Source organism: Nocardiopsis moroccensis (assembly GCF_055763695.1).
This window is the reverse complement of record NZ_CP199747.1, coordinates 6,162,207-6,181,636: the sequence shown is the minus strand read 5'-3', so window position 1 is coordinate 6,181,636 and position 19,430 is coordinate 6,162,207. Positions and strand designations below refer to the sequence as shown.

Genomic DNA, 19,430 nt, shown 5'->3' with positions numbered 1-19,430 from the left:
TGTCTGTGATCGCGGTCCGGTTCTGGGCCGGCACCCGAAGTGGGTCCGCCCGCCGTCCCGCAGCGACTCGGTGAGTCTAGGTAATCGACTCAGGGACGTCAAATCCGTCCGGACCGTGGGGGGACCCCGATCTGCCCGGACGTTCCGCGTCGGTCTGGGAGCCCCCGTCATCTCGGGTTCTCGCCCTGGTCCGCGGAGCGACGCCTCGATTCGCTCGGCCCACACCCGGGGCCTGTGCTCAGCGTGGCTTGCTTGTCAGACAACAGCCATCCTCCCCTGGCAGCCGTCGGGCCAAACCACCGAATCGAAGTTTTTCCCGGAAGCAGGTGAGGGGCGGATGGACGGCCCCGTTCGGACCCCGCACCCGCCCCCGGTCACACTGCTCGGTGCCGACCGCCGGTCAGACCATCTCCGCCAGCTCACGGGCGAGCTGACGGAAGGCGATGCCCCGGTGGCTGATCGCGTTCTTCTCCTGCGCGGAAAGCTCCGCCGTGGTGCGGGTCTCACCCTCGGGAACGAAGACGGGGTCGTAGCCGAACCCGTTCTCCCCGCGGCGTTCGTTGACGAGACGGCCGCGCAGCACGCCTTCGGCGACAGCCTCGGTTCCGTCCGGCATCACCAGGACCGCGGCGCAGACGAACTCCGCCCCCCTGCGCTCAGCGGGGGTGTCCGCGAGCTGGTCGAGCACCAGGTCCAGGTTGGCCCGGTCCTGGTCGCCCTTCCCGAAGCGGCCGGACCAGCGGGCGGACAGCACCCCGGGCATCCCGCGGAGCTCGTCCACGCTCAGCCCGGAGTCGTCAGCGATCGCGGGGAGCCCCGTGTGCGCCGCGATCGCCCGCGCCTTGAGCAAGGCGTTACCGATGAAGGAGGGTTCGGTCTCGGGCACCTCGGGCGCGTCCGGGAACGCGTCCAGGGCCAGGACCTCGGCCTCCACCCCGGCATCCGCGAGGATGGCGCGCATCTCCGGCACCTTCTTCGCGTTGCGTGTGGCCAGAACGAGTTTCACCGTTCCTCCTTCACCGGGAACGCCGCCGATCCGGACGCCGACGCCGCTCGCGGTCCTCACTCCGACAGTGCCTTCTTCTGGATGGCGGTCAGTTCCTCGCACCCGGCGGAGGCCAGGTCGAGCAGCTTGTTGAGCAGTTCACGGTCGAAGGCGGCTCCCTGCCCCTCCGCCGTGCCCTGGATCTCGACGAACTTGCCGTCGCCGGTCAGTACGACGTTCATGTCGGTGTCGGCGACCGAGTCCTCCAGGTAGTTCAGGTCCAGCCGGGGCTGGCCCTGCACCACACCGACGCTGACCGCGGAGATCGAGTCGATCAGCGGGTTGTTCTTGAGCTTGCGGCGCTTGCGCAGGTACTTCATCGCGTCGGCCAGCGCCACGTAGGCGCCGGTGATCGCCGCGGTACGGGTACCGCCGTCGGCCTGGAGCACGTCGCAGTCCAGGGTGATGGTGTGCTCCCCCATCGCCTTGAAGTCGACGACGGCGCGCAGGGAACGGCCGATCAGCCGGGAGATCTCGTGGGTGCGCCCACCGATCTTGCCGCGCACCGACTCACGGGCGCCACGGGTGTCGGTGGAACGGGGGAGCATCGCGTATTCGGCGGTGACCCAGCCCTCGCCGGTACCCCGGCGCCATCGGGGCACACCGTCCTCGACGGAGGCCGCGCAGAGTACTCGGGTGTCTCCGAACTCGATGAGCGCGGAGCCTTCCGCGTGGCGGAGCCAGTTGCGGTGGATGTTCACGGGGCGGAGTTGGGTCGGAACGCGTCCGTCAGGTCGGGCCATGGACACGAGCGTATATCCGGACGGCGCCCCCGGGGTGCTGGGCGGGGATGTGCCGGGTCCGGTGGGACCCGTGCCACACGTTCCGCGACCGGGTGGTCTCACGACACCGCTCAGGCGCCGATCTCGCGGACCTGCCCGCCGCGGGCCAGCTCGATGGGGCCGTCGAAGGTGGTGCGCGCCTCGGCCATCGTGACGTCGTCGTCGTTCCACGGCACCAGGTGGGTGAGCAGCAACCTACGGGCGCGGGCCCGGGTGGCGTGGTCGCCCGCCTCGCTGCCGGTGAGGTGCATGTCCTTGGGGTGCTCGCGGTGGTCGTGGAAGGCCGCCTCGCACAGGAACAGGTCGGTGTCGCGGGCCAGCTCGACGAGGGAGTCACAGGAACCGGTGTCACCGGAGTAGGTGAGGCTGGCGCCTTCGTGCTGCAGGCGGATGCCGAAGGCGTCGACCGGGTGGTTGACCCGGTCGACGCGGGCGGTCATCGGGCCGATCCGGAACTCGCCCGGGGTGAGTTCGTGGAAGTCGAAGACCTCGGTCATGCCGGGGTCCGGGTCCAGCCCGTAGATCTCGGCGAGACGGTTCGCCACGCCCTCGGGCCCGTAGACGGGGATGGCCGACTTGGCGCCGTCCGGCGAGTACATGCGGGCCACCCAGTAGGCGCACATGTCCGCACAGTGATCGGTGTGCAGGTGGCTGAGGAAGACGGCGTCGACGGAGTACAGGTCGACATGGCGCTGCAGGGCGCCGAGCGCGCCGTTTCCCAGGTCGAGCAGGAGGCGGAAACCGCCGGCTTCGACCAGGTAACAGGAGGCCGGGCTGTCCGGCCCGGGGAAGCTCCCGGAGGACCCGATAATCGTGAGTCGCACGTCGTCGTCGCCTTTTCGATCGGCCGCGCTGTCTCCGTGGCCCCTGGGTGATGTGTGCGGGGAGCGCGGGGAGCGGCTGGTTCTGCGGATGTCCCGTTGTTACGGGTGTACCCCAATGGCCGCCCGGGTGGTACAAAATGTGGCCCGCATCTCAGGCGACGTGTATCACGTGTGAATTTTTCACACTGATTGACCAGCTTTGACCGTTTCCCCGAGTGATGGCTCGGGATACGACGGAGGCCGATCCCCTCATCGGGTGATCGGCCTCCGCAACGGGTCGGGCCCCGAACCGTCCGGCTCAGGCCCAGAGCTGACCGTCCAGGCGTTCCTCCGCCTCCGCGAGGGTTCCCTCGTAGGCGCCGGTGGAGAGGTACTTCCAACCGGCGTCGGCGATGACGAACGCGATGTCGGCCGTGCGCCCCTCCTTCTCGGCCTTCCTGGCCATGCCCAGGGCGGCATGCAGGGCACCGCCCGTGGAGATGCCCGCGAAGATGCCCTCCTTGTCCAGGAGTTGCCGGGTCCGCTTGAGCGCGGCGTCCGAGGGCACCGAGAAACGGGTGGTGAGAACGGACTCGTCGTAGAGCTCGGGGACGAACCCCTCGTCAAGGTTGCGCAGCCCGTAGACCAGCTCGCCGTACCGGGGTTCGGCGGCCACGATCTGCACGCCGGGTTTGTGCTCGCGCAGGTAGCGACCCACCCCCATGAGGGTTCCCGTGGTACCCAGACCCGCCACGAAGTGGGTGATCTCCGGCAGGTCGGTCAGCAGTTCGGGCCCGGTGGTCTCGTAGTGGGCCCGAGCGTTGGCCAGGTTGCCGTACTGGTAGAGCATCACCCAGTCGGGGTTGGCCGCGGCCATCTCCTTGGCGACGCGGACGGCCTCGTTGGAACCGCCCGCCGCGTCGGAGAAGTGGACCTCGGCGCCCCACATGGCGAGCAGCTGCTTGCGCTCCGCGGAGGTGTTCTCCGGCATGACGCAGACCATCCGATAGCCGCGCAGCTTGGCGACCATGGCCAGCGAGATGCCGGTATTCCCCGACGTCGGCTCCAGGATGGTGCACCCGGGTGAGAGCAGCCCGTCCTTCTCGGCTTGCTCGATCATGAAGTACGCGGCGCGGTCCTTGATCGAGCCGGTGGGGTTGCGGTCCTCCAGCTTCGCCCACAACCGCACGTCCGGCGAGGGTGAGAGCTGCGGCAGACCGACCAACGGCGTACCGCCGAGGGAGTCGAGCAGGGAGTCGTAGCGCATGGCTTCCTTAGCGGGAGCCGCCGGCGACGGCGGGAAGGACGGTCACGTTGTCACCGTCGGAGAGCTTGGCCTCAAGCCCGCCGACGAAGCGGACGTCCTCGTCGTTGAGGTAGACGTTGATGAAGCGGCGCAGCTTGCCGCCGTCCACCAGACGCTCGGCGATGCCGGGGTAGCGGCTGTCCAGGTCGGCGACCAGCTCGCTGATGGTGTCGCCGGTGCCCTCGACGACCTTGGCGTCGTCGGTCAGGTTGCGCAGGATGGTGGGGATGCGGACCTCGATGGCCATGAAGGTGACTCCGTAAACGGTCGTTGTTGTGCGTTCATGTCCAACAGGCGGCCTGCCGCTCCCATTCCGGTGTCCCCGGCGGTGCTGCGAGCAGCGGCCCTGTCGGTCGTGGTACCTACTGGTCGCCGCTGGTTTCGGTGATCTCCACCGGTTCCTCGGTGACCTCGCCGTCGATGATCCGGTACGAGCGGAACTCGACGCTGTCCGCCTCCCGGGTGGACACGAGGACGTAGTGGGCGTCGGGTTCGGAGGCGTAGGAGATGTCGGTGCGCGAAGGGTAGGCCTCGGTCGCGGTGTGGGAGTGGTAGATCACGACGGGAACCTCGTCGCGGTCGTCCATCTCGCGCCAGACCTTGAGCTGTTCGAGGGAGTCGAAGCGGTAGAAGGTCGGTGACCGTTCGGCGTTGATCATCTCGACGAACCGCTCGGGGCGGTCGGAGCCCTCGGGCCCGGCGACGACACCGCACGCCTCGTCCGGGTGGTCACGGTGGGCGTGGGCGACGATCTGGTCGTAGATCGAGCGGTCAATCCTCAGCATGCGTCCAGACTACCGAAGAACTTTTCTCTACCAACCAGGTGGGTATTGTTGCCCGGGGGTGCCCGGCCCCGCGGCTCGCCGCCGCCGGGGCGCCCGTCGGGGCCCGGCCCCGAACACATAGGCTCGCCCCTATGAGCGAGGACAGCAGCAGCGCGCTGCTTACCGACCACTACGAACTGACGATGCTCCAGGGAGCCCTGCACAGCGGGGCCGCCGCCCGCCGGTCGGTGTTCGAGATGTTCGCCCGACGCCTGCCCGAGGGGCGCCGCTACGGGGTCGTGGCGGGGACCGGACGCTTCCTGGACCTGTTGGAGCGCTTCCGCTTCCGCAGCGAGGAACTGGACTTCCTGTCCGACAACGGGGTCGTGGACGAGCCCACGCTGAACTGGCTCTCCGAGTACCGCTTCTCCGGGAACGTGTGGGGCTACGGCGAGGGTGAGGCCTACTTCCCGGGGTCGCCGATCCTGGTGGTGGAGAGCTCCTTCGCCGAGGCCGTGGTCCTGGAGACACTCGCACTGTCGGTGTACAACCACGACAGCGCGATCGCCTCCGCCGCCACCCGGATGTCCGTGGCCGCGGGCGATCGGCCCCTGATCGAGATGGGCTCCCGGCGCACGCACGAGCGCTCCGCCGCGGCCGCGGCCCGCGCCGCCTACGTGGCCGGTTTCGCGACCTCCTCCAACCTGGAGGCCGGGCGCAGCTACGGGGTGCCCACCGGCGGGACCGCCGCACACGCCTTCACCCTGCTGCACGACAGCGAACAGCACGCCTTCAAGGCGCAGTTGGAGTCCATGGGCGCCGGGACCACCCTTCTGGTGGACACCTACGACGTCGAGCGTGCGGTACGCCACGCGGTGGAACTGGCCGGGCCCGAACTCGGCGCGGTGCGGATCGACTCCGGCGACCTGGCGGCGACCGCTTCCCGCGTCCGCGACCAGCTGGACGCCCTCGGAGCGACCGGAACGCGCATCGTGGTCACCGGCGACCTGGACGAGCACTCGATCCAGGCCCTGGCCGTGGCACCCGTGAACGGCTACGGAGTGGGTACGTCCCTGGTGACGGGCTCGGGCGCCCCGACCGTCTCGCTGGTGTACAAGCTGGTCGCACGGGCCCGGGGCCTGGAGCCGAACGCCCCGTTGGAGCCGGTCGCCAAACGTTCGATCGGCAAGCCCAGCCGGGGCGGCCGCAAGTGGGCGGTGCGACGGCTGGACGACAGGGACGTCGCCGTGGCCGAGGAGGTGTTCCCGCACGAGCCGCCCGAACTGGTCGGGACCCGGCCGCTGCTGCGGCCGCTGGTCACCGACGGCGAGACGGTGGGGCGCGAGAGCGTGCACGAGGCGCGCGAACGCCACCGCGCGACCGTGGCGGAGCTCCCCGAACAGGCGCTGCGGATGTCGCGTGGTGAGGCCGCACTGCCGACGGTCTTCCACTGACCCCGAGCGACAAGGAAGAGAGGTGCCGGGATGACCAGGGCACTCATCGTGGTGGACGTGCAGAACGACTTCTGTGAGGGCGGCAGCCTGGGCGTGGCCGGAGGCGCCCGGACCGCGGCCGCCGTCACCGAGTACGCGCGCGCCAACAGCAACGAGTACGACCACGTGGTGGCCACCCGCGACCACCACATCGACCCCGGGGCGCACTTCTCCGACGACCCCGACTTCGTGGACAGCTGGCCGCGGCACTGTGAGGCGGGCACCCCCGGTGCGGAGTTCCACCCCGGCTTCGACCCCTCGGTGGCCGACGAGGTCTTCAGCAAGGGCCAGTACTCGGCGGGCTACAGCGGTTTCGAGGGCACGGCCGGGGACGGCGGGGCGGACCTGGCGGCCTGGCTGAGGGCCCGGGGCGTGGACGAGGTGGACGTGGTGGGCATCGCCACCGACCACTGTGTACGCGCGACCGCGCTGGACGCCCGGAAGGAGGGCTTCCGGACCCGGGTGCTGCTCGGGCTGACCGCTGGTGTGTCCGGGAGCACGGTGGACGCCGCGTTGGAGCAGCTGCGCGGGGCCGGGGTGTCGCTGGAGGGCGAGCCGCTGGTCGGCTGAACACGAGCGTACGACGGAAGGGGCGGGGGCGACCAGGTCGCCCCCGCCCCCGGCACGTGTGCCGCTAGTCGATGCCGATGGCGGCCCGGACGTCGCCGAGCACCCGGCGTGCCCGCGTGCGGGCGCGCTCGAGGCCGGAGGCGAGGATGTCGTCGAGTTCGGTCTCGGAGGCCATGAGCTCCTCGTAGCGCTCCCTCTTGGGGCCGAGTTCGGCGTTGACCGCCTCGAACAGCTCCTTCTTGAGGTCGCCCCAGCCCATACCGCCCGCCTCCAGGCGCTTGCGCACGTCGGCCACCTTCTCGGCGTCGGCGAAGTGCGTGAGGAGCTGGAACGGAACGGAGGAGTCCGGGTCCTTGGGGTCCTCGACCGGGGTGGAGTCGGTGGGGATCCGGTTGATGGCCTTGCGGAGCTTCTTCTCCGGCAGGAAGAGCGGGATGTGGTTGTCGTAGGACTTGCTCATCTTGCGGCCGTCGACACCGGGCAGGATGCTCGCCTCGCTGTCGTCGATGACGCCCTCGGGGATCGGGAAGCTGTAGCGGTCCCCGTAGCGGTGGTTGAAGTACCCGGCGAGGTCGGCGGTGTACTCGATGTGCTGGGACTGGTCGCGCCCCACGGGGACGCGCTGGCCCTCCATGATGAGGATGTCGGCCGCCATGAGGATGGGGTAGTTGAAGAGCCCCATGTTGATCCCGGCGTCGAGCTCGGTGATGCCAGCCTCGTTGTTGCGGTCGCGCGCGGCCTTGTAGGCGTGCGCGCGGTTCATGAGGCCCTTGGGGGTGAGGGTGCTCAGGATGGTGGTGAGCTCGAAGGTCTCGGGGATGCTGGACTGGCGGTAGATGACCGTGCGTTCGGGGTCGAGGCCGCAGGCCAGCCAGGTGGCAGCGCCCGACCGGATGCTCTGGCGGAGTTCGTCCGCGTCCTTGATGATGTTGAGCGCGTGGTAGTCCGCGATGAAGTAGAACGTCTCGGACGCCTCAGCTGCGGCCGCCGCCAGGGCCGGCTTGATCGCGCCGATGTAGTTGCCCAGGTGGAAGTCGCCGGTGGGCTTGATCCCGGTCAGATAGGTGTTCGCTGCCATGGGTCCAGCCTATCGGCGCCCGGTGTCCCCTTCCCGCCCGGCGGGGCGCGGCCGACGGCCCGCACCCCGCGGTCTCGTCCGCCCTACCGCGCGGAACCGTCGCGGAAGGCGACCCAGTGCTCGACCATGCGGCGGGCCTGTCCGCGGGTGAAGTGGGTCATGCAGGCGTCGTCGCTGTAGTTCATGAAGTTGGTGACGGGGTCCCTGCCCGGGAGTTCGGGGCAGGTGTCCCGGCCCTTCGGGCAGCCCGGTGCGGCCTCGCGTTCGTAGGGGGTGTCGTCCACGTAGTCGCCCGGGTTGCGGCAGCCGTTCTGGAAGGTGTGGAACAGGCCCAGCCAGTGGCCCACCTCGTGGGTGCCGGTGTGTCCCTCGTCGAAGCGGTCCCGGCCGCCGCCGGGCAGGGAGTCGTGGGCGAGTACGACACCGTCCTGGTCCGGCCGGGCGGAGTGGTCCTGCGGGAAGGTGGAGTAGCCGAGCAGCCCGGAGCCGAGTTCGGCGGTGTAGACGTTCAGGGTCTCGGCGCCGCCCTGGCGCAGGCGGGCCCGGATGGTGTCGCGGTGCCGGTTGAAGTCGTCGAACCAGGTGTCGTCGGCCGTGCGGGTGATCTCGGAGAGTTCGAAGCGGAACCCCGTGTCGGCGCCCTCGGAGCCGACCGCGTAGCCGCCCCGGTAGGCGCGGTTGAGGACGTCGACCTGTTCCCGGATCCGACGGTCGCTCACCTCGCCCCGGCCGTCCTCGGCGGAGATCACGTGCACGACCACCGGCACGGTGTACGGCGGGGCGAGCTCGTGTCCCCGCAGGGGGACCAGGGCCTGGTGCAGCTGTTCCTCGTACTCGGCGGCCTGCTCCGGGGTGACCTCCACCTCGGCCCCGACGGCCGCTCCCGGGTCGGCGACCCTGGCCGGTGTGCCGGGCGCCGCCGCAGGGCCCGGTTCCGTGCCCGGCGGACAGAACGCGTCCGGGGACGCCGTGCCGGCCCGCGCGGGCTCGGGGTCGTCGGGGCCGGGCAGCGTGCTCGCCACCAGACCAGTCAGCGCGAGAGCGCACAGGGCCAGTCCGGACCGGGTCGCGGCTGAGCCGCCGCGCAAGCTTCGTCCCATCACCTCACGGACTGTAGCCATTCACTTGCGTGCTGTTTTGGAGCCTTGCGCGGCCTTGCTAAGTATTTGCCCGATTTCGCCGAGCGACGGCCGTCCGCGCACCGCCTCCGGCGCCCTACTTCTGGCCCACGGCCCAGGCGCGGATCTTGGCGATACGCTCCCGGATCTGCGGCGGGGTGGCCTGCGCGACCTGCGGTCCCCCGCACGCGCGGCGCAGCTCGTTGTGGATCACCCCGTGCGGCTTCCCGGTGCGGTGGTGCCACGCGCCGACCAGGTTGCTGAGTTCCTTGCGCAGTTCGGCGAGGACCTCGTGGGTCGGCCCCGAGTCCTCCTCGGGTTCGGCCCTGCCCTTGGCCCGGAGCTCACTGGCCTTGAGGTCGGCCTTGCGCTTGCGCAGCAGCTGGGAGACCTGGTCGGGGTCGAGCAGCCCCGGAAGCCCGAGGAAGTCCTCCTCCTCACTGGATCCGGGCGCACCGCTGCCGTACTCCAGGCCGTCGTAGAGGGCCCGGTCGAACTCGGCGGCGGACTCCATCGTCTCGAAGGGGAGCTCCTCCCCCGCGTCCGGGGTGTCCTTCTTCTTGTTGGCCTCCTTGAGGAGGTCCTCCTCCGGGTACTCCTCGTCGGAGGGCTGTCTGTCCAGGACGTGGTCCCGCTCGCGTTCCATCTCCCCCGCGTACTCCAGCAGGGTCGGCACCGAGGGCAGGAACACCGAGGCCACCTCGCCGCGCTGACGCACCCGCACGAAACGGCCGATGGCCTGTGCGAAGAACAGCGCCGTGCTGGTGGAGGTCGCGTACACGCCGACCATCAACCGGGGCACGTCCACCCCCTCGGAGACCATCCGGACCGCGACCATCCAGCGGTCGTCGCCCTGGGCGAAGCGGGAGATCTTCCTGGAGGCCGTGGGGTCGTCGGAGAGCACCACGGTGGCGCCCTTGCCGGTGATCTGACGCAGGATGCGCGAGTAGGCCCGGGCGTTCTCGTGGTCACTGGCGATGACCAGGCCGCCCGCGTCCGGGTGGGTCTTGCGCACCTCGGTCAGACGGCGGTCCGCGGCGTGCAGGACCTTCTTGATCCAGTCGCCCTTGGGGTCGAGGGCGGCCCGCCACGCCTGGGACAGCGCGTCCTGGGTGAGGGGCTCGCCGAGTCTGGCGGCGAGCTCGTCGCCCGCCCGGGTCCGCCAGCGCATCTCGCCGGAGTAGGCCATGAAGATGACCGGGCGCACGACCCCGTCCTCCAGGGCGGGCGCGTAACCGTAGCTGTAGTCCCACGAACAGCGACGCACCCCCGCGGCGTCCTGGACGTAGTCCACGAACGGGATGGGGTTGATGTCGGAGCGGAACGGGGTTCCGGTCAGCGAGAGCCTGCGCGTGGCCGGATCGAAGGCTTCCCGGACCGCGTCGCCCCAGGAGAGGGCGTCGCCCGCGTGGTGCACCTCGTCGAAGATGACCAGGGTCTTGCGCGCCTCGGTGCGGTTGCGGTGCAGCATCGGGTGCGCGGCGACCTGGGCGTAGGTGACGGCCACACCGACGTACTGACGGCCGAGCGCGCCCTGCCCGTTCTTGAAGTCGGGGTCGATGGCGATGCCGAACCGGGCGGCCGCCTCGGCCCACTGCTTCTTGAGGTGCTCGGTCGGGCAGACGATGGTGATGGCGCGCACGGCGTGCCGCTGGAGGAGTTCACCGGCCAGGGTGAGGGCGAAGGTGGTCTTGCCCGCGCCGGGCGTGGCCACCGCGAGGAAGTCGCGTGGCTGCCGCCGGAAGTACTCCTCGAAGGCCTCCCGCTGCCAGGCCCGAAGGCCGCGCAGGCGATCCTCCGGTGTGGTCTGCGTCACCGTCATTCGTTCCGTCCCCCGTTGCTCACCTGCTTGAGGTTAGCGGCCACCGGGCACCGGACCGGGAGCCCCGGCCGTGGTGCCGCGCACAGCGCACCGCCCCCGCGTGCCCCACGACAAGCGGCACGGTGCTCACCCCACCGCGCCGCACGTCGTTCGAAAACCGTTGCCTAGGCCCCGTCGCTCTCCTCGGGTGCCTCCTCCGTCGCCGGGCCCTCTCCCTCGACGGCCTCACCCTCGGCCCCGGCACCCTCGGGGGCGTCCTCGCCCGCGGGAGCCTCGGAGCCGATCCCGGTCGTGTCCACCGCGCCGTCGTTGAACGGCATGTGCGGCGAGAGCGCCGGGAAGGCGAAGAACCACAGCAGCGCGGCACCGCCCGCCAGCAGGCCCACCGCCATGATGAACTTGGAGGCCCACGGGCCGGGCAGGATACGCCAGATCAGACCGTACATTCGTGCGTCCCTCCCGCTAGGCTTCCGGCGCCATGTGGGCGATGCTGTCGGGCATACCCTCGGACTTGGGTGTGGTCTCGGCCAGTTCCGCCCACACGATGAGCCGGTGGGTGTTGTTGAGCTTGGGGGCACAGGTGGTGAGCGTGAGCAGGGCCCGCCCGGGCTCCTCCTCGGAAGCCTCCTCGAAGGGGTCGGGGTTGACCACCCAGAAGTCCTCGGGCAACACGGTCTCCTCCCGGAAGACCTCGTAGGTGTAGAAGTTCTCGCCGTCCTCCAGCACCATGACGTCGCCGTCCTCCAACAGGTCCAGGTCCCAGAACAGGCCGGGGGTGCGGTGCGCCGCGATCCCGTAGTTGCCCAGCTCACCGGGGGCGCTGTCGTACTGGGTGTAGCGGCCGGGGCTGTACTGGATGTCGTCCGGCTCGGTGCCGTTGACCACGACCCAGTCCAGGTCCAGCTCCGGCACGTACAGGCGGCTGTCCGCGCTGCCCGGCAGCGGCTCGGAGTCCGGCCCCCGCTCCTCGGCGGCCTCCCACGCCTCGTCCAGGCCCTCGGCCAGACCCTCCTGTTCACGGTCGGTCTCCCACTGGGAGCCGTACACCTCGTAGGCGGCGTAGAAGAGCATCAGCAGACCCGCCGTCAGGAGGATCTCGCCGAAGAACCGGACCACTCCCCGGACGACGTCGCCCGGAGTGGCCCTGGGTTTGCGCGCGCGCCGCCGTCGGCCCCGCGGGGGACGCTGCCGCCCATGGTCCGAGGAACCGGGCTCATCGTGCGACTGCCGTTCAGTTGTGGACACCAATACGACCTACTCCTGTGGACGCTTTCGTGTGCACCCGGGTGACCGGAGGGGTACGACGAGCGGGACCCCCGTACGCGGATGCGGCAGGACTTCGATCTCGTGCTGGTACACGGCTGAGGAACGACGCGCCGAACACGTCGTCGGGGGTTCCCCGCGCGGCGATCTGTCCTCCGGAGAGTACCGCCACACGGTGCGCGTACGCGGCCGCAAGCCCCAAATCGTGCAGGACCACGATAACCGCCCCACCACGGGACGCCAGCGTACGCGCGACGGACGGTACGAGTTCCCGGCGGCGGATGTCCAGAGCCGCGGTCGGTTCGTCGAGGAACAGCAGGTCGGTGTCCCGGACCGGCGCTCCGGCGGGCGCCACCGGTGCGGAGCACACCGGGGCGCGACCGCACCACGGGAGCCGCGGCCCACCGAACACGAAGGGCCCCGGTTCACCCCGCGGGGGCGGGCCGGGGCCCTTCACGCACGACCGCGGGGGTCGTCACTTCGTCATTTCCTCGTACGCCCTCTTGCAGTCGGGGCACACGGGAAACTTCTTCGGGTCCCGGTTGGGCACCCAGACCTTGCCGCACAGGGCGATCACCGGGTCACCGGTCACCGCGCTCTGGGTGATCTTCTCCTTCTGCACGTAGTGGGCGAACCGCTCCCGGTCACCGTCGTCGTGCGAGATGTCCGGCCTGGTCTCGCTGTCCGGAAGAACCTTGTTCAGCACATCCATCGACATCGTCCTCACACCTTTCAACGTCCGTGTACCACGGTATAGGGTGCCGCGGCCCGGCACGGCGCTCCCGAGAACCGTTCAGTTCATGGCGGGGTCGTCGGGGTAGGTCGACAGCAGGGCCAGTTCACCGCCCTGGCGGCGCAGCACGCGCGACCAGAGGCCCTCGGGGGCACCCCCGAAGAGATCGTCCGTGAAGGCGTCGGCCACGTACCAGGCGCCTTCCTCGATCTCACCCGCCAACTGCCCGGCGCTCCAGCCCGCGTAACCCGCGAACACGCGCAGACCCCCCAGGGAGGCACCGAGGACCTCCGTGGGGGCGTCCAGGTCCACCAGCCCGACCCCGGCCAGGTCCGGGCTGGTGGCGCCCTCCAGGGGTGACCAGCCGGGCGGGGACTCGTCCGGCGCGGCGGTGCCCAGGGCGATGCCGGAGCCGGTGCCGACCGGCCCTCCGGAGAACATCACCGCCGGGGCGCTCGCGTAGGCGCCCCAGTCGGTCACCACCTCGTCCACCGGCAGCTCCAGCGGGCGGTTGAGGACGACCCCGAGAGTGCCGTCGTCGGCGTCGTCGGCGTCGTCGACGACGAAGACCACCGAACGGCGGAAGGAGTCCTCCTGGAGAAGGGGGGCGGCCACCAGCAGGCGCCCGGTCAGAGTCGACTGGTTCATGATCCATCCCTACCCCGTTCCGGGGCCGGTGCCCGGCCCCCGCGCCTTCGCGGAGACCTACTCGGCCGGGCCCCGCTGGGCCACCTCGCGGACGGCGGTGGCCACGTGGTTGGACAGCTCCGGGTGGAAGACACTCGGGATGATGTAGTTCGGCCCCAGCTCGGCCTCGGTGACCACGTCGGCGAGGGCCACGGCGGCGGCGACCATCATGTCGGAGGTGACGTGGTGGCTCTGGGCGTCCAGCAGGCCGCGGAAGAAGCCGGGGAAGACCAGGACGTTGTTGATCTGGTTCGGGTAGTCGCTGCGGCCGGTGGCGACCACACCCGCGTGCAGGTGCGCGACCTCCGGGTCGACCTCCGGGTCCGGGTTGGCCAGCGCGAAGATGATCGAGTCCTCGTTCATCTGGGCGATGTCCTCACCGCTGAGCAGGTTCGGGGCGGAGACGCCGATGAAGACATCGGCTCCGGCCACCGAGCCCTTGAGGTCGCCGCTGTAACCCTCGGGGTTGGTGTTCTCCGCGATCCAGCGCAGGCTGCTGTCCAGGTCCTCACGGCCCATGTGCACGGCACCGTGGATGTCGCTGACGATGACGTCGCGCGCACCGGCGTGCATCAGCAGTTTGAGGATGGCGGTGCCGGCCGCGCCCGCGCCGGACATGGCGATGCGGACCTCGGACAGCTTCTTGTTGACCACGCGCAGGGCGTTGCGCAGGGCGGCGAGCACCACGATGGCGGTGCCGTGCTGGTCGTCGTGGAAGACGGGGATGTCCAGCAGCTCGCGCAGACGGGCCTCGACCTCGAAGCAGCGCGGGGCGGAGATGTCCTCCAGGTTGATGCCGCCGAAGCCGGGGGCGAGCAGCTGGACGGTGCGGACGATCTCGTCGACGTCCTGGGTGTCCAGGGCGATGGGCCACGCGTCGATGTCGGCGAAGCGTTTGAACAGGGCGGCTTTGCCCTCCATGACGGGCATGGCGGCCTCGGGGCCGATGTTGCCCAGGCCGAGGACGGCCGAGCCGTCCGTGACCACGGCGACGCTGTTGCGCTTGATGGTCAGGCGGCGGGCGTCGTCCTTGTTCGCCGCGATGGCCTGGGAGACGCGGGCCACGCCGGGTGTGTAGGCCATGGAGAGCTCGTCGCGGTTGCGCAGCGGCACCTTGGACTTCATCTCGATCTTGCCGCCGAGGTGCATGAGGAAGGTGCGGTCGCTGACCTTGTGGACCGCGACGCCCTCGATCGCGCCGAGGGCGTCGACGATGGCCTGGGCGTGCTCGGTGTCGCGGGCGGCGCAGGTGACGTCGATGCGGATGCGCTCATGCCCAGCGGCCGCCACGTCCAGAGCGGTGATCATGCCGCCGACCTGCTCCACCGCGTTGGTGAGGCTGCCGACAGCGCTGCCTCCGGCGTCCAGTTCGAGACGGACGGTGATGGAGTACGAAACGCTGGGAAGGGTGGCCACGTATTGCTCCTTGGCTTTTGCTGATGTCATGCGTCCGCGGGGCACACCGGCGGCCCCTCCCGTGGACGTACGGGCCGACGTCGGGACTCTCCACCGGGGGTCGGGCGAACGGCCCTGCACTCCGTGGCCTGGCCCGGCGGGACCTCGTCGGCGCCTGCGCGCCGTTCGGACCCGGGTCCGCGACGGTCACGCGTCCAGCCGCGGGACACCCGGTCATCGGGTGTTCCACGCGGACCTCGGCCATGGGCCGGGGGCTGTACACGAGAACCCAAGACCGAGTCGCCTCACCTTACCCGAGTCAAGGGGGTAGCGTCAGCACAAGGCGACAATTAACGCATTCAGAAAAATTCGCATAAATTCATGCACCGTCAGAGGTGTCCGACCGGTGAACTCGCCCCGGTTCCTCGGCCCGATCCGCCGCAGCGCGCACCACCACGTCTGCGCAGGCGTCGGTGGAGAGCGCGGTGGAATCGATCACCAGGTGGTAGTGGCCGGGATCCGCGGGGTCCGCGCGGTAGAAGCGGCGCACGTAGGCGGCCCGGGCCCGGTCGTTGTCGTCCAGGAGCCGGTGGGTGGGCGGAGTGGGACCCCAGCCGTGCCCGCCGCACTCCCGACTGTCCCCCGCGTCCCAGAGGCTCCGGGCCCTGCGCAGGCGCGCCTGGCGGTCCCCGTCCAGCCGAACGTGGAGGGCGCCCGGGTGGTCGGCCAGGACCACCGCGGCGGCCCGCCCCAGGACCACGCCGCCGGTGTGTGCGACATCCCGGATGACACGTTCGGTCTGCTCGACGAACTCGTGGTCGTAGAGGAGCCGCCCCTCCTCGTTCGTGGTGCCGATGAAGGCGGTGTCCACGCTGCCCAGCGTGACGGTGGGCAGGCGGGCAGCGCTGGCGAGGAGCCGTTCGAGACCGCCCGGGGCACGGTCGTCGCGCTGGAGCGCCTCATCGAGGGAGCAGCCGATCTCCGCGGCCACGGCACTGGGGACCGCGCGGTCGAGAAAGGGGACGTTGAGCCGGGCGGCCACGGCGGGGCCGATCACGCTTCCTCCGGCCCCGAAGGTCGCCGAGATCGTGACCACGGGGGCACCGCCGTGCGCGCGGGGGGCGTCGTTCGTCGACATGGGCACCTACCGGGTTCGCCGCGGGCCGGTGGACCGCTGTTGCGGATCTCCTACCCGGCGTCGGCTGCGCTACCCCCGCGATCTTCAAACCGGTAAATACGTGATGTTTTGCTACACACGAGACCACTCGGTGAGCTTCGTGGATTTTCGTGAGAAAAGCCCCGGAACGACCCGTGCGGGCCGTTCCGGGCTCGGGATCAGAACAGCGCCGAGGTGAGTTTGCGGCGGGCCGCGTTCACTCGGGGGTCGGCCGCGGGCAGCAGGTCGAAGAGGGACAGCAGGTGTTCCCGGGCCCTGCCGCGGTCCTCGTCCGCGGTCTGCTTGACCGTCCGGATGAGCCGGTCGAAGGCCTCCTCGAAGTTGCCGCCGTACATGTCGATGTCGGCGACGGTGATCTGCGCGTCCACGTCCGTGGGGTCCTCGGCCGCGGCCTGGCGTACGGCGGGGCCGTCCACGTCCTGGAGGCGGCCGATCAGGCGGACCTGGGCGAGCTTGGCCTTGAGTTCGGGGTTCTTGGGGTCGGCCCCGAGAGCCTTCTCGAACACGGCCGCGGCGGCGTCGAAGTCGCCGCGCTCCAGGGCGGCCTGGGCTTCCGCACCCACCGGGTCGGCCTCGGGCTCCGCCTCGGGTTCCTCCTCGGGAGCCTCGGAGGGATCGCCGTCCACCGTGCCGGGGTGGCCGGGGGGCAGCATGCCCTGCTGGGCGAGGGCGGTGAAGACCTGGGTCAGGCCCTCACGCAGCTGCTCCTCGGTGGCCGGTCCCTGCATCAGGGGCATGACCTGCCCCTGGACCGCGATGATGATCGTGGGGGTCCCGGAGACACGGAGCGCCTGCACCAGCTGCGGGCTGGCGTCACCGTCGACCTTGGCCAGGAGCCAGTTGCCGCCGGAGCCCTTGGAGAGCTTGTCGAGGGCCGCCTCGACCTGCTTGGACTGCTCGGACCAGCTCGCCAGCACCGCCAGCACCACCGGGGCGGCCATCGACCGCTCCAGCACCTGCTGGAAGTTGGACTCGTCGACGTGGACGGAGTAGGGATTGGTTCGACCGGCCGACTCCTCGGCGCGCTGCTTGGCCTCACGCTCCAAGGCCGCCTTGCGCGCCCCGAGGTCAACCGCACTGTTCGGTGAAAAGTCCGAAGGCTGCATACTCCCTATCCTGCCGCATCCCGGGCAGGCTCGGAGACCACACGGAGATGACGCCCCGCTCACACCAGTCACGGGGACTCCCCTCAGCCACAGGGGCACAACCGTCTCACTCATCCCGGCCGCAGCAGGAGCACCCCCTCGCGCCCCGGTCACTGAGGCGAACTGACCGCACACCCCAACCAAAGGCTGTTCCTGCCCGTCCATCCCGACCCCCGGGGATGTGCCGACATCCGAAGCAGAAGCTCAGCCCCAGCGGGCGTGCCTCCCCACCTCAGCCACAAGGGGAGTACTCCCTACCCAATCTCAGCCCCAGTGGGTGCCCCCGCCCGCTCGCCTTCACCTCAGGGGGTGTTCTTTCGTTCGAGCGCCGGGGAGGATTCTGCAGGAGGAGTCGAGCCGCCAGCGAGGAACGAGCCAGGCGTGGACGAGTCCGAAGAATCCCTCCGCAAAGGCGCCGAACACGGGCCGAAGCGCCAGCGGAGGCCCAAAACAAGCACAGCCCCCATCAGAACTGCGGGTCCTCGGTGTAGGTGCCGAACTCCTCTCCCATCGCGGCGCAGATCTCGCCGAGGGTGGCCTCGGCGCGGGCGGCGTCCATGATGAGCGGGATGAGGTTGCCGTCGTCGGCGCGGACGCCTTCGAGGAGGCGGTCCAGGGCCTGGTCGACGGCGGCCTTGTCGCGTGTGGAGCGCCGTTCGGCGAGGGCGCGCTTCTGTTCGCGCTCGACCTCGTGGCTGATCTTGAGGATGTCCAGTTCGCCGGAGACGGTGCTGGTGTGGCAGTTGACGCCGACGATGCGCTTGTCGCCCTTTTCCAGGGCCTGTTGGTACTGGAAGGCGGACTCGGCGATCTCGGAGCTGAAGTAGCCGTTGTCGATCCCGGCGAGGATGCCGGAGGTCATCGGGCCGATCCTGTGTTCGGTTTCCTCTCCGCCACCCATGTGCAGGATGTGCGCGAAGATCCGTTCGGCCTCGGCCTCGATCTCGTCCGTGAGGGCTTCCACGTACCAGGAGCCGCCGAGGGGGTCGGCGACGTTGACGACGCCGGTCTCCTCCATCAGGACCTGCTGGGTGCGCAGGGCGATCTCGGCGGACTGTTCGGTGGGCAGGGCCAGGGTCTCGTCCAGGGCGTTGGTGTGCAGCGAGTTGGTGCCGCCGAGCACCGCGGACAGTGCTTCCACCGCGGTGCGCACCACGTTGTTGTAGGGCTGCTGGGCGGTGAGGGAGACCCCCGCGGTCTGGGTGTGGAACCGCAGCCACTGGGCCTTCTCCGTCGTGGCCCCGTAGGTGTCGCGGATCCAGCGGGCCCAGATGCGTCGGGCCGCGCGGAACTTGGCGATCTCCTCGAAGAAGTCGATGTGGGCGTCGAAGAAGAAGGACAGCCCGGGCGCGAAGCGGTCGATGTCCAGGCCTCTGGACAGGCCGAGCTCGACGTAGCCGAACCCGTCGGCCAGGGTGTAGGCCAGTTCCTGCGCGGCCGTGGCACCGGCCTCCCGGATGTGGTAGCCGGAGACCGAGAGGGGTTTGAAGGCGGGGATGTGCTCCGCGCAGTACTCCATCAGGTCGCCGATGAGGCGCAGGTGGGGCTCGGGCGGGTACAGCCACTCCTTCTGGGCGATGTACTCCTTGAAGATGTCGGTCTGGAGCGTGCCGTTGAGCGTGCCGATGTCCACGCCCTGCCGTTCTGCGGCGACGAGGTACATGCAGAAGGCCGGGATGGCCGGGCCGCTGATGGTCATGGACGTGGTGGTCTCACCGAGGGGGATGCCCTCGAAGAGCAGGTCCATGTCGGCGACCGAGTCGATCGCGACGCCGCAGTGGCCGACCTCGCCGAGGGCGTGCTCGGAGTCGGAGTCGTGTCCCATGAGCGTGGGCATGTCGAAGGCCACGGAGAGTCCGCCGCCGCCCTGGGCCAGGATCATCTTGTAGCGCTCGTTGGTCTGGCGGGCGTTGCCGAATCCGGCGAACTGGCGGATGGTCCAGGCGCGACCGCGGTAACCGGTGGGGTGGAGGCCGCGGGTGTAGGGGTATTCGCCGGGCCAGCCGATCCGTTCGAAGCCGGGGACCTCGGTGTCCGGGGCGGGCCCGTAGACGGGTTCGAGCGTGCGCCCGGACAGGGAGGTGAAGTCGGCGTCGCGTTTGCGGGCGGAGTCGTAGCGGCGCTGCCAGCGGTCGCGCCCTGCTTCGATCTCCTGGGCCCCGGCGTCGTTGGTGGGGTCGCCTGTGGTGTTCGACATACCAAGATAGTAGGACGTCCAACTAAATATGTACAGAAGGGACGCCCGTGGC

Annotated in this window: 19 protein-coding genes; 2 read left to right on the top strand and 17 right to left on the bottom strand. The window is 70.0% G+C overall.

From position 1 onward, the window contains the following. Positions 1-400: 400 nt before the first annotated feature. The 6 genes from rdgB to ACUKCB_RS27325 form a co-directional block, all read right to left on the bottom strand. The gene (rdgB, locus tag ACUKCB_RS27350; RefSeq protein ID WP_473038388.1) at positions 401-1,006 is read right to left on the bottom strand and encodes an RdgB/HAM1 family non-canonical purine NTP pyrophosphatase; all 606 of its coding nucleotides are present in this window, start codon (positions 1,004-1,006) and stop codon (positions 401-403) included. 56 nt (positions 1,007-1,062) lie between these two features. Beyond that, on the bottom strand, positions 1,063-1,788 hold the full coding sequence (rph, locus tag ACUKCB_RS27345) for a ribonuclease PH (protein ID WP_473038387.1): 726 nt from the start codon (positions 1,786-1,788) through the stop codon (positions 1,063-1,065). A 110-nt stretch (positions 1,789-1,898) separates the two neighbouring features. Next, positions 1,899-2,651: an MBL fold metallo-hydrolase gene (locus ACUKCB_RS27340; RefSeq protein ID WP_473038386.1), complete on the bottom strand. Its 753-nt coding sequence runs from the start codon at positions 2,649-2,651 to the stop codon at positions 1,899-1,901. Between the two features lie 298 nt (positions 2,652-2,949). Further along, entirely contained in the window at positions 2,950-3,897 is a 948-nt protein-coding gene (locus ACUKCB_RS27335; protein WP_473038385.1) for a PLP-dependent cysteine synthase family protein, read from the bottom strand. Positions 3,898-3,904: 7 nt separating this feature from the next. Then, positions 3,905-4,183, bottom strand: a complete 279-nt coding sequence (locus ACUKCB_RS27330; protein WP_473038384.1) for a MoaD family protein — start codon at positions 4,181-4,183, stop codon at positions 3,905-3,907. A gap of 115 nt (positions 4,184-4,298) precedes the next feature. Next, on the bottom strand, positions 4,299-4,721 hold the full coding sequence (locus ACUKCB_RS27325) for a M67 family metallopeptidase (protein ID WP_473038383.1): 423 nt from the start codon (positions 4,719-4,721) through the stop codon (positions 4,299-4,301). Positions 4,722-4,852: 131 nt separating this feature from the next. Between ACUKCB_RS27325 and ACUKCB_RS27320 the strand changes: the two genes are divergently transcribed. Next, on the top strand, positions 4,853-6,154 hold the full coding sequence (locus ACUKCB_RS27320; protein WP_191274603.1) for a nicotinate phosphoribosyltransferase: 1,302 nt from the start codon (positions 4,853-4,855) through the stop codon (positions 6,152-6,154). Positions 6,155-6,184: 30 nt separating this feature from the next. Next, positions 6,185-6,763, top strand: coding sequence for a nicotinamidase (locus ACUKCB_RS27315; RefSeq protein ID WP_473038382.1), 579 nt, complete (start codon positions 6,185-6,187; stop codon positions 6,761-6,763). Positions 6,764-6,827: 64 nt separating this feature from the next. On the opposite strand, the gene ACUKCB_RS27310 is transcribed toward ACUKCB_RS27315, so the two are convergent. The 11 genes from ACUKCB_RS27310 to ACUKCB_RS27260 form a co-directional block, all read right to left on the bottom strand. Further along, on the bottom strand, positions 6,828-7,841 hold the full coding sequence (locus tag ACUKCB_RS27310) for a tryptophan--tRNA ligase (RefSeq protein ID WP_473038381.1): 1,014 nt from the start codon (positions 7,839-7,841) through the stop codon (positions 6,828-6,830). A gap of 83 nt (positions 7,842-7,924) precedes the next feature. After that, positions 7,925-8,890 carry a zinc metalloprotease gene (locus tag ACUKCB_RS27305; RefSeq protein WP_473041162.1) on the bottom strand — a complete coding sequence of 322 codons (966 nt, stop codon included), beginning with the start codon at positions 8,888-8,890 and terminating at the stop codon, positions 7,925-7,927. A gap of 166 nt (positions 8,891-9,056) precedes the next feature. Further along, positions 9,057-10,781: a DEAD/DEAH box helicase gene (locus ACUKCB_RS27300; protein ID WP_473038380.1), complete on the bottom strand. Its 1,725-nt coding sequence runs from the start codon at positions 10,779-10,781 to the stop codon at positions 9,057-9,059. 164 nt (positions 10,782-10,945) lie between these two features. Further along, positions 10,946-11,227 (bottom strand): hypothetical protein, encoded by a 282-nt coding sequence (locus ACUKCB_RS27295; RefSeq protein WP_473038379.1) that lies wholly within the window; start codon positions 11,225-11,227, stop codon positions 10,946-10,948. A gap of 16 nt (positions 11,228-11,243) precedes the next feature. Continuing rightward, complete coding sequence (locus ACUKCB_RS27290) at positions 11,244-12,029, bottom strand: class E sortase (protein ID WP_473038378.1); 786 nt, start codon at positions 12,027-12,029, stop codon at positions 11,244-11,246. Positions 12,030-12,519: 490 nt separating this feature from the next. Next, entirely contained in the window at positions 12,520-12,762 is a 243-nt protein-coding gene (locus ACUKCB_RS27285) for a DUF3039 domain-containing protein (protein ID WP_191274589.1), read from the bottom strand. Positions 12,763-12,837: 75 nt separating this feature from the next. Continuing rightward, positions 12,838-13,425 (bottom strand): YqgE/AlgH family protein, encoded by a 588-nt coding sequence (locus ACUKCB_RS27280; protein ID WP_473038377.1) that lies wholly within the window; start codon positions 13,423-13,425, stop codon positions 12,838-12,840. A gap of 57 nt (positions 13,426-13,482) precedes the next feature. Beyond that, positions 13,483-14,880 carry an NAD-dependent malic enzyme gene (locus tag ACUKCB_RS27275; protein ID WP_473038376.1) on the bottom strand — a complete coding sequence of 466 codons (1,398 nt, stop codon included), beginning with the start codon at positions 14,878-14,880 and terminating at the stop codon, positions 13,483-13,485. 358 nt (positions 14,881-15,238) lie between these two features. Beyond that, a complete protein-coding gene (locus ACUKCB_RS27270; protein WP_473038375.1) occupies positions 15,239-15,997 on the bottom strand; it encodes a cytidylate kinase-like family protein in 759 nt (252 codons plus the stop codon). Positions 15,998-16,194: 197 nt separating this feature from the next. Further along, a complete protein-coding gene (locus tag ACUKCB_RS27265; protein WP_473038374.1) occupies positions 16,195-17,142 on the bottom strand; it encodes a co-chaperone YbbN in 948 nt (315 codons plus the stop codon). A gap of 505 nt (positions 17,143-17,647) precedes the next feature. Continuing rightward, on the bottom strand, positions 17,648-19,378 hold the full coding sequence (locus ACUKCB_RS27260; RefSeq protein WP_473038373.1) for an acyl-CoA mutase large subunit family protein: 1,731 nt from the start codon (positions 19,376-19,378) through the stop codon (positions 17,648-17,650). Between the last annotated feature and the right edge of the window lie 52 nt (positions 19,379-19,430).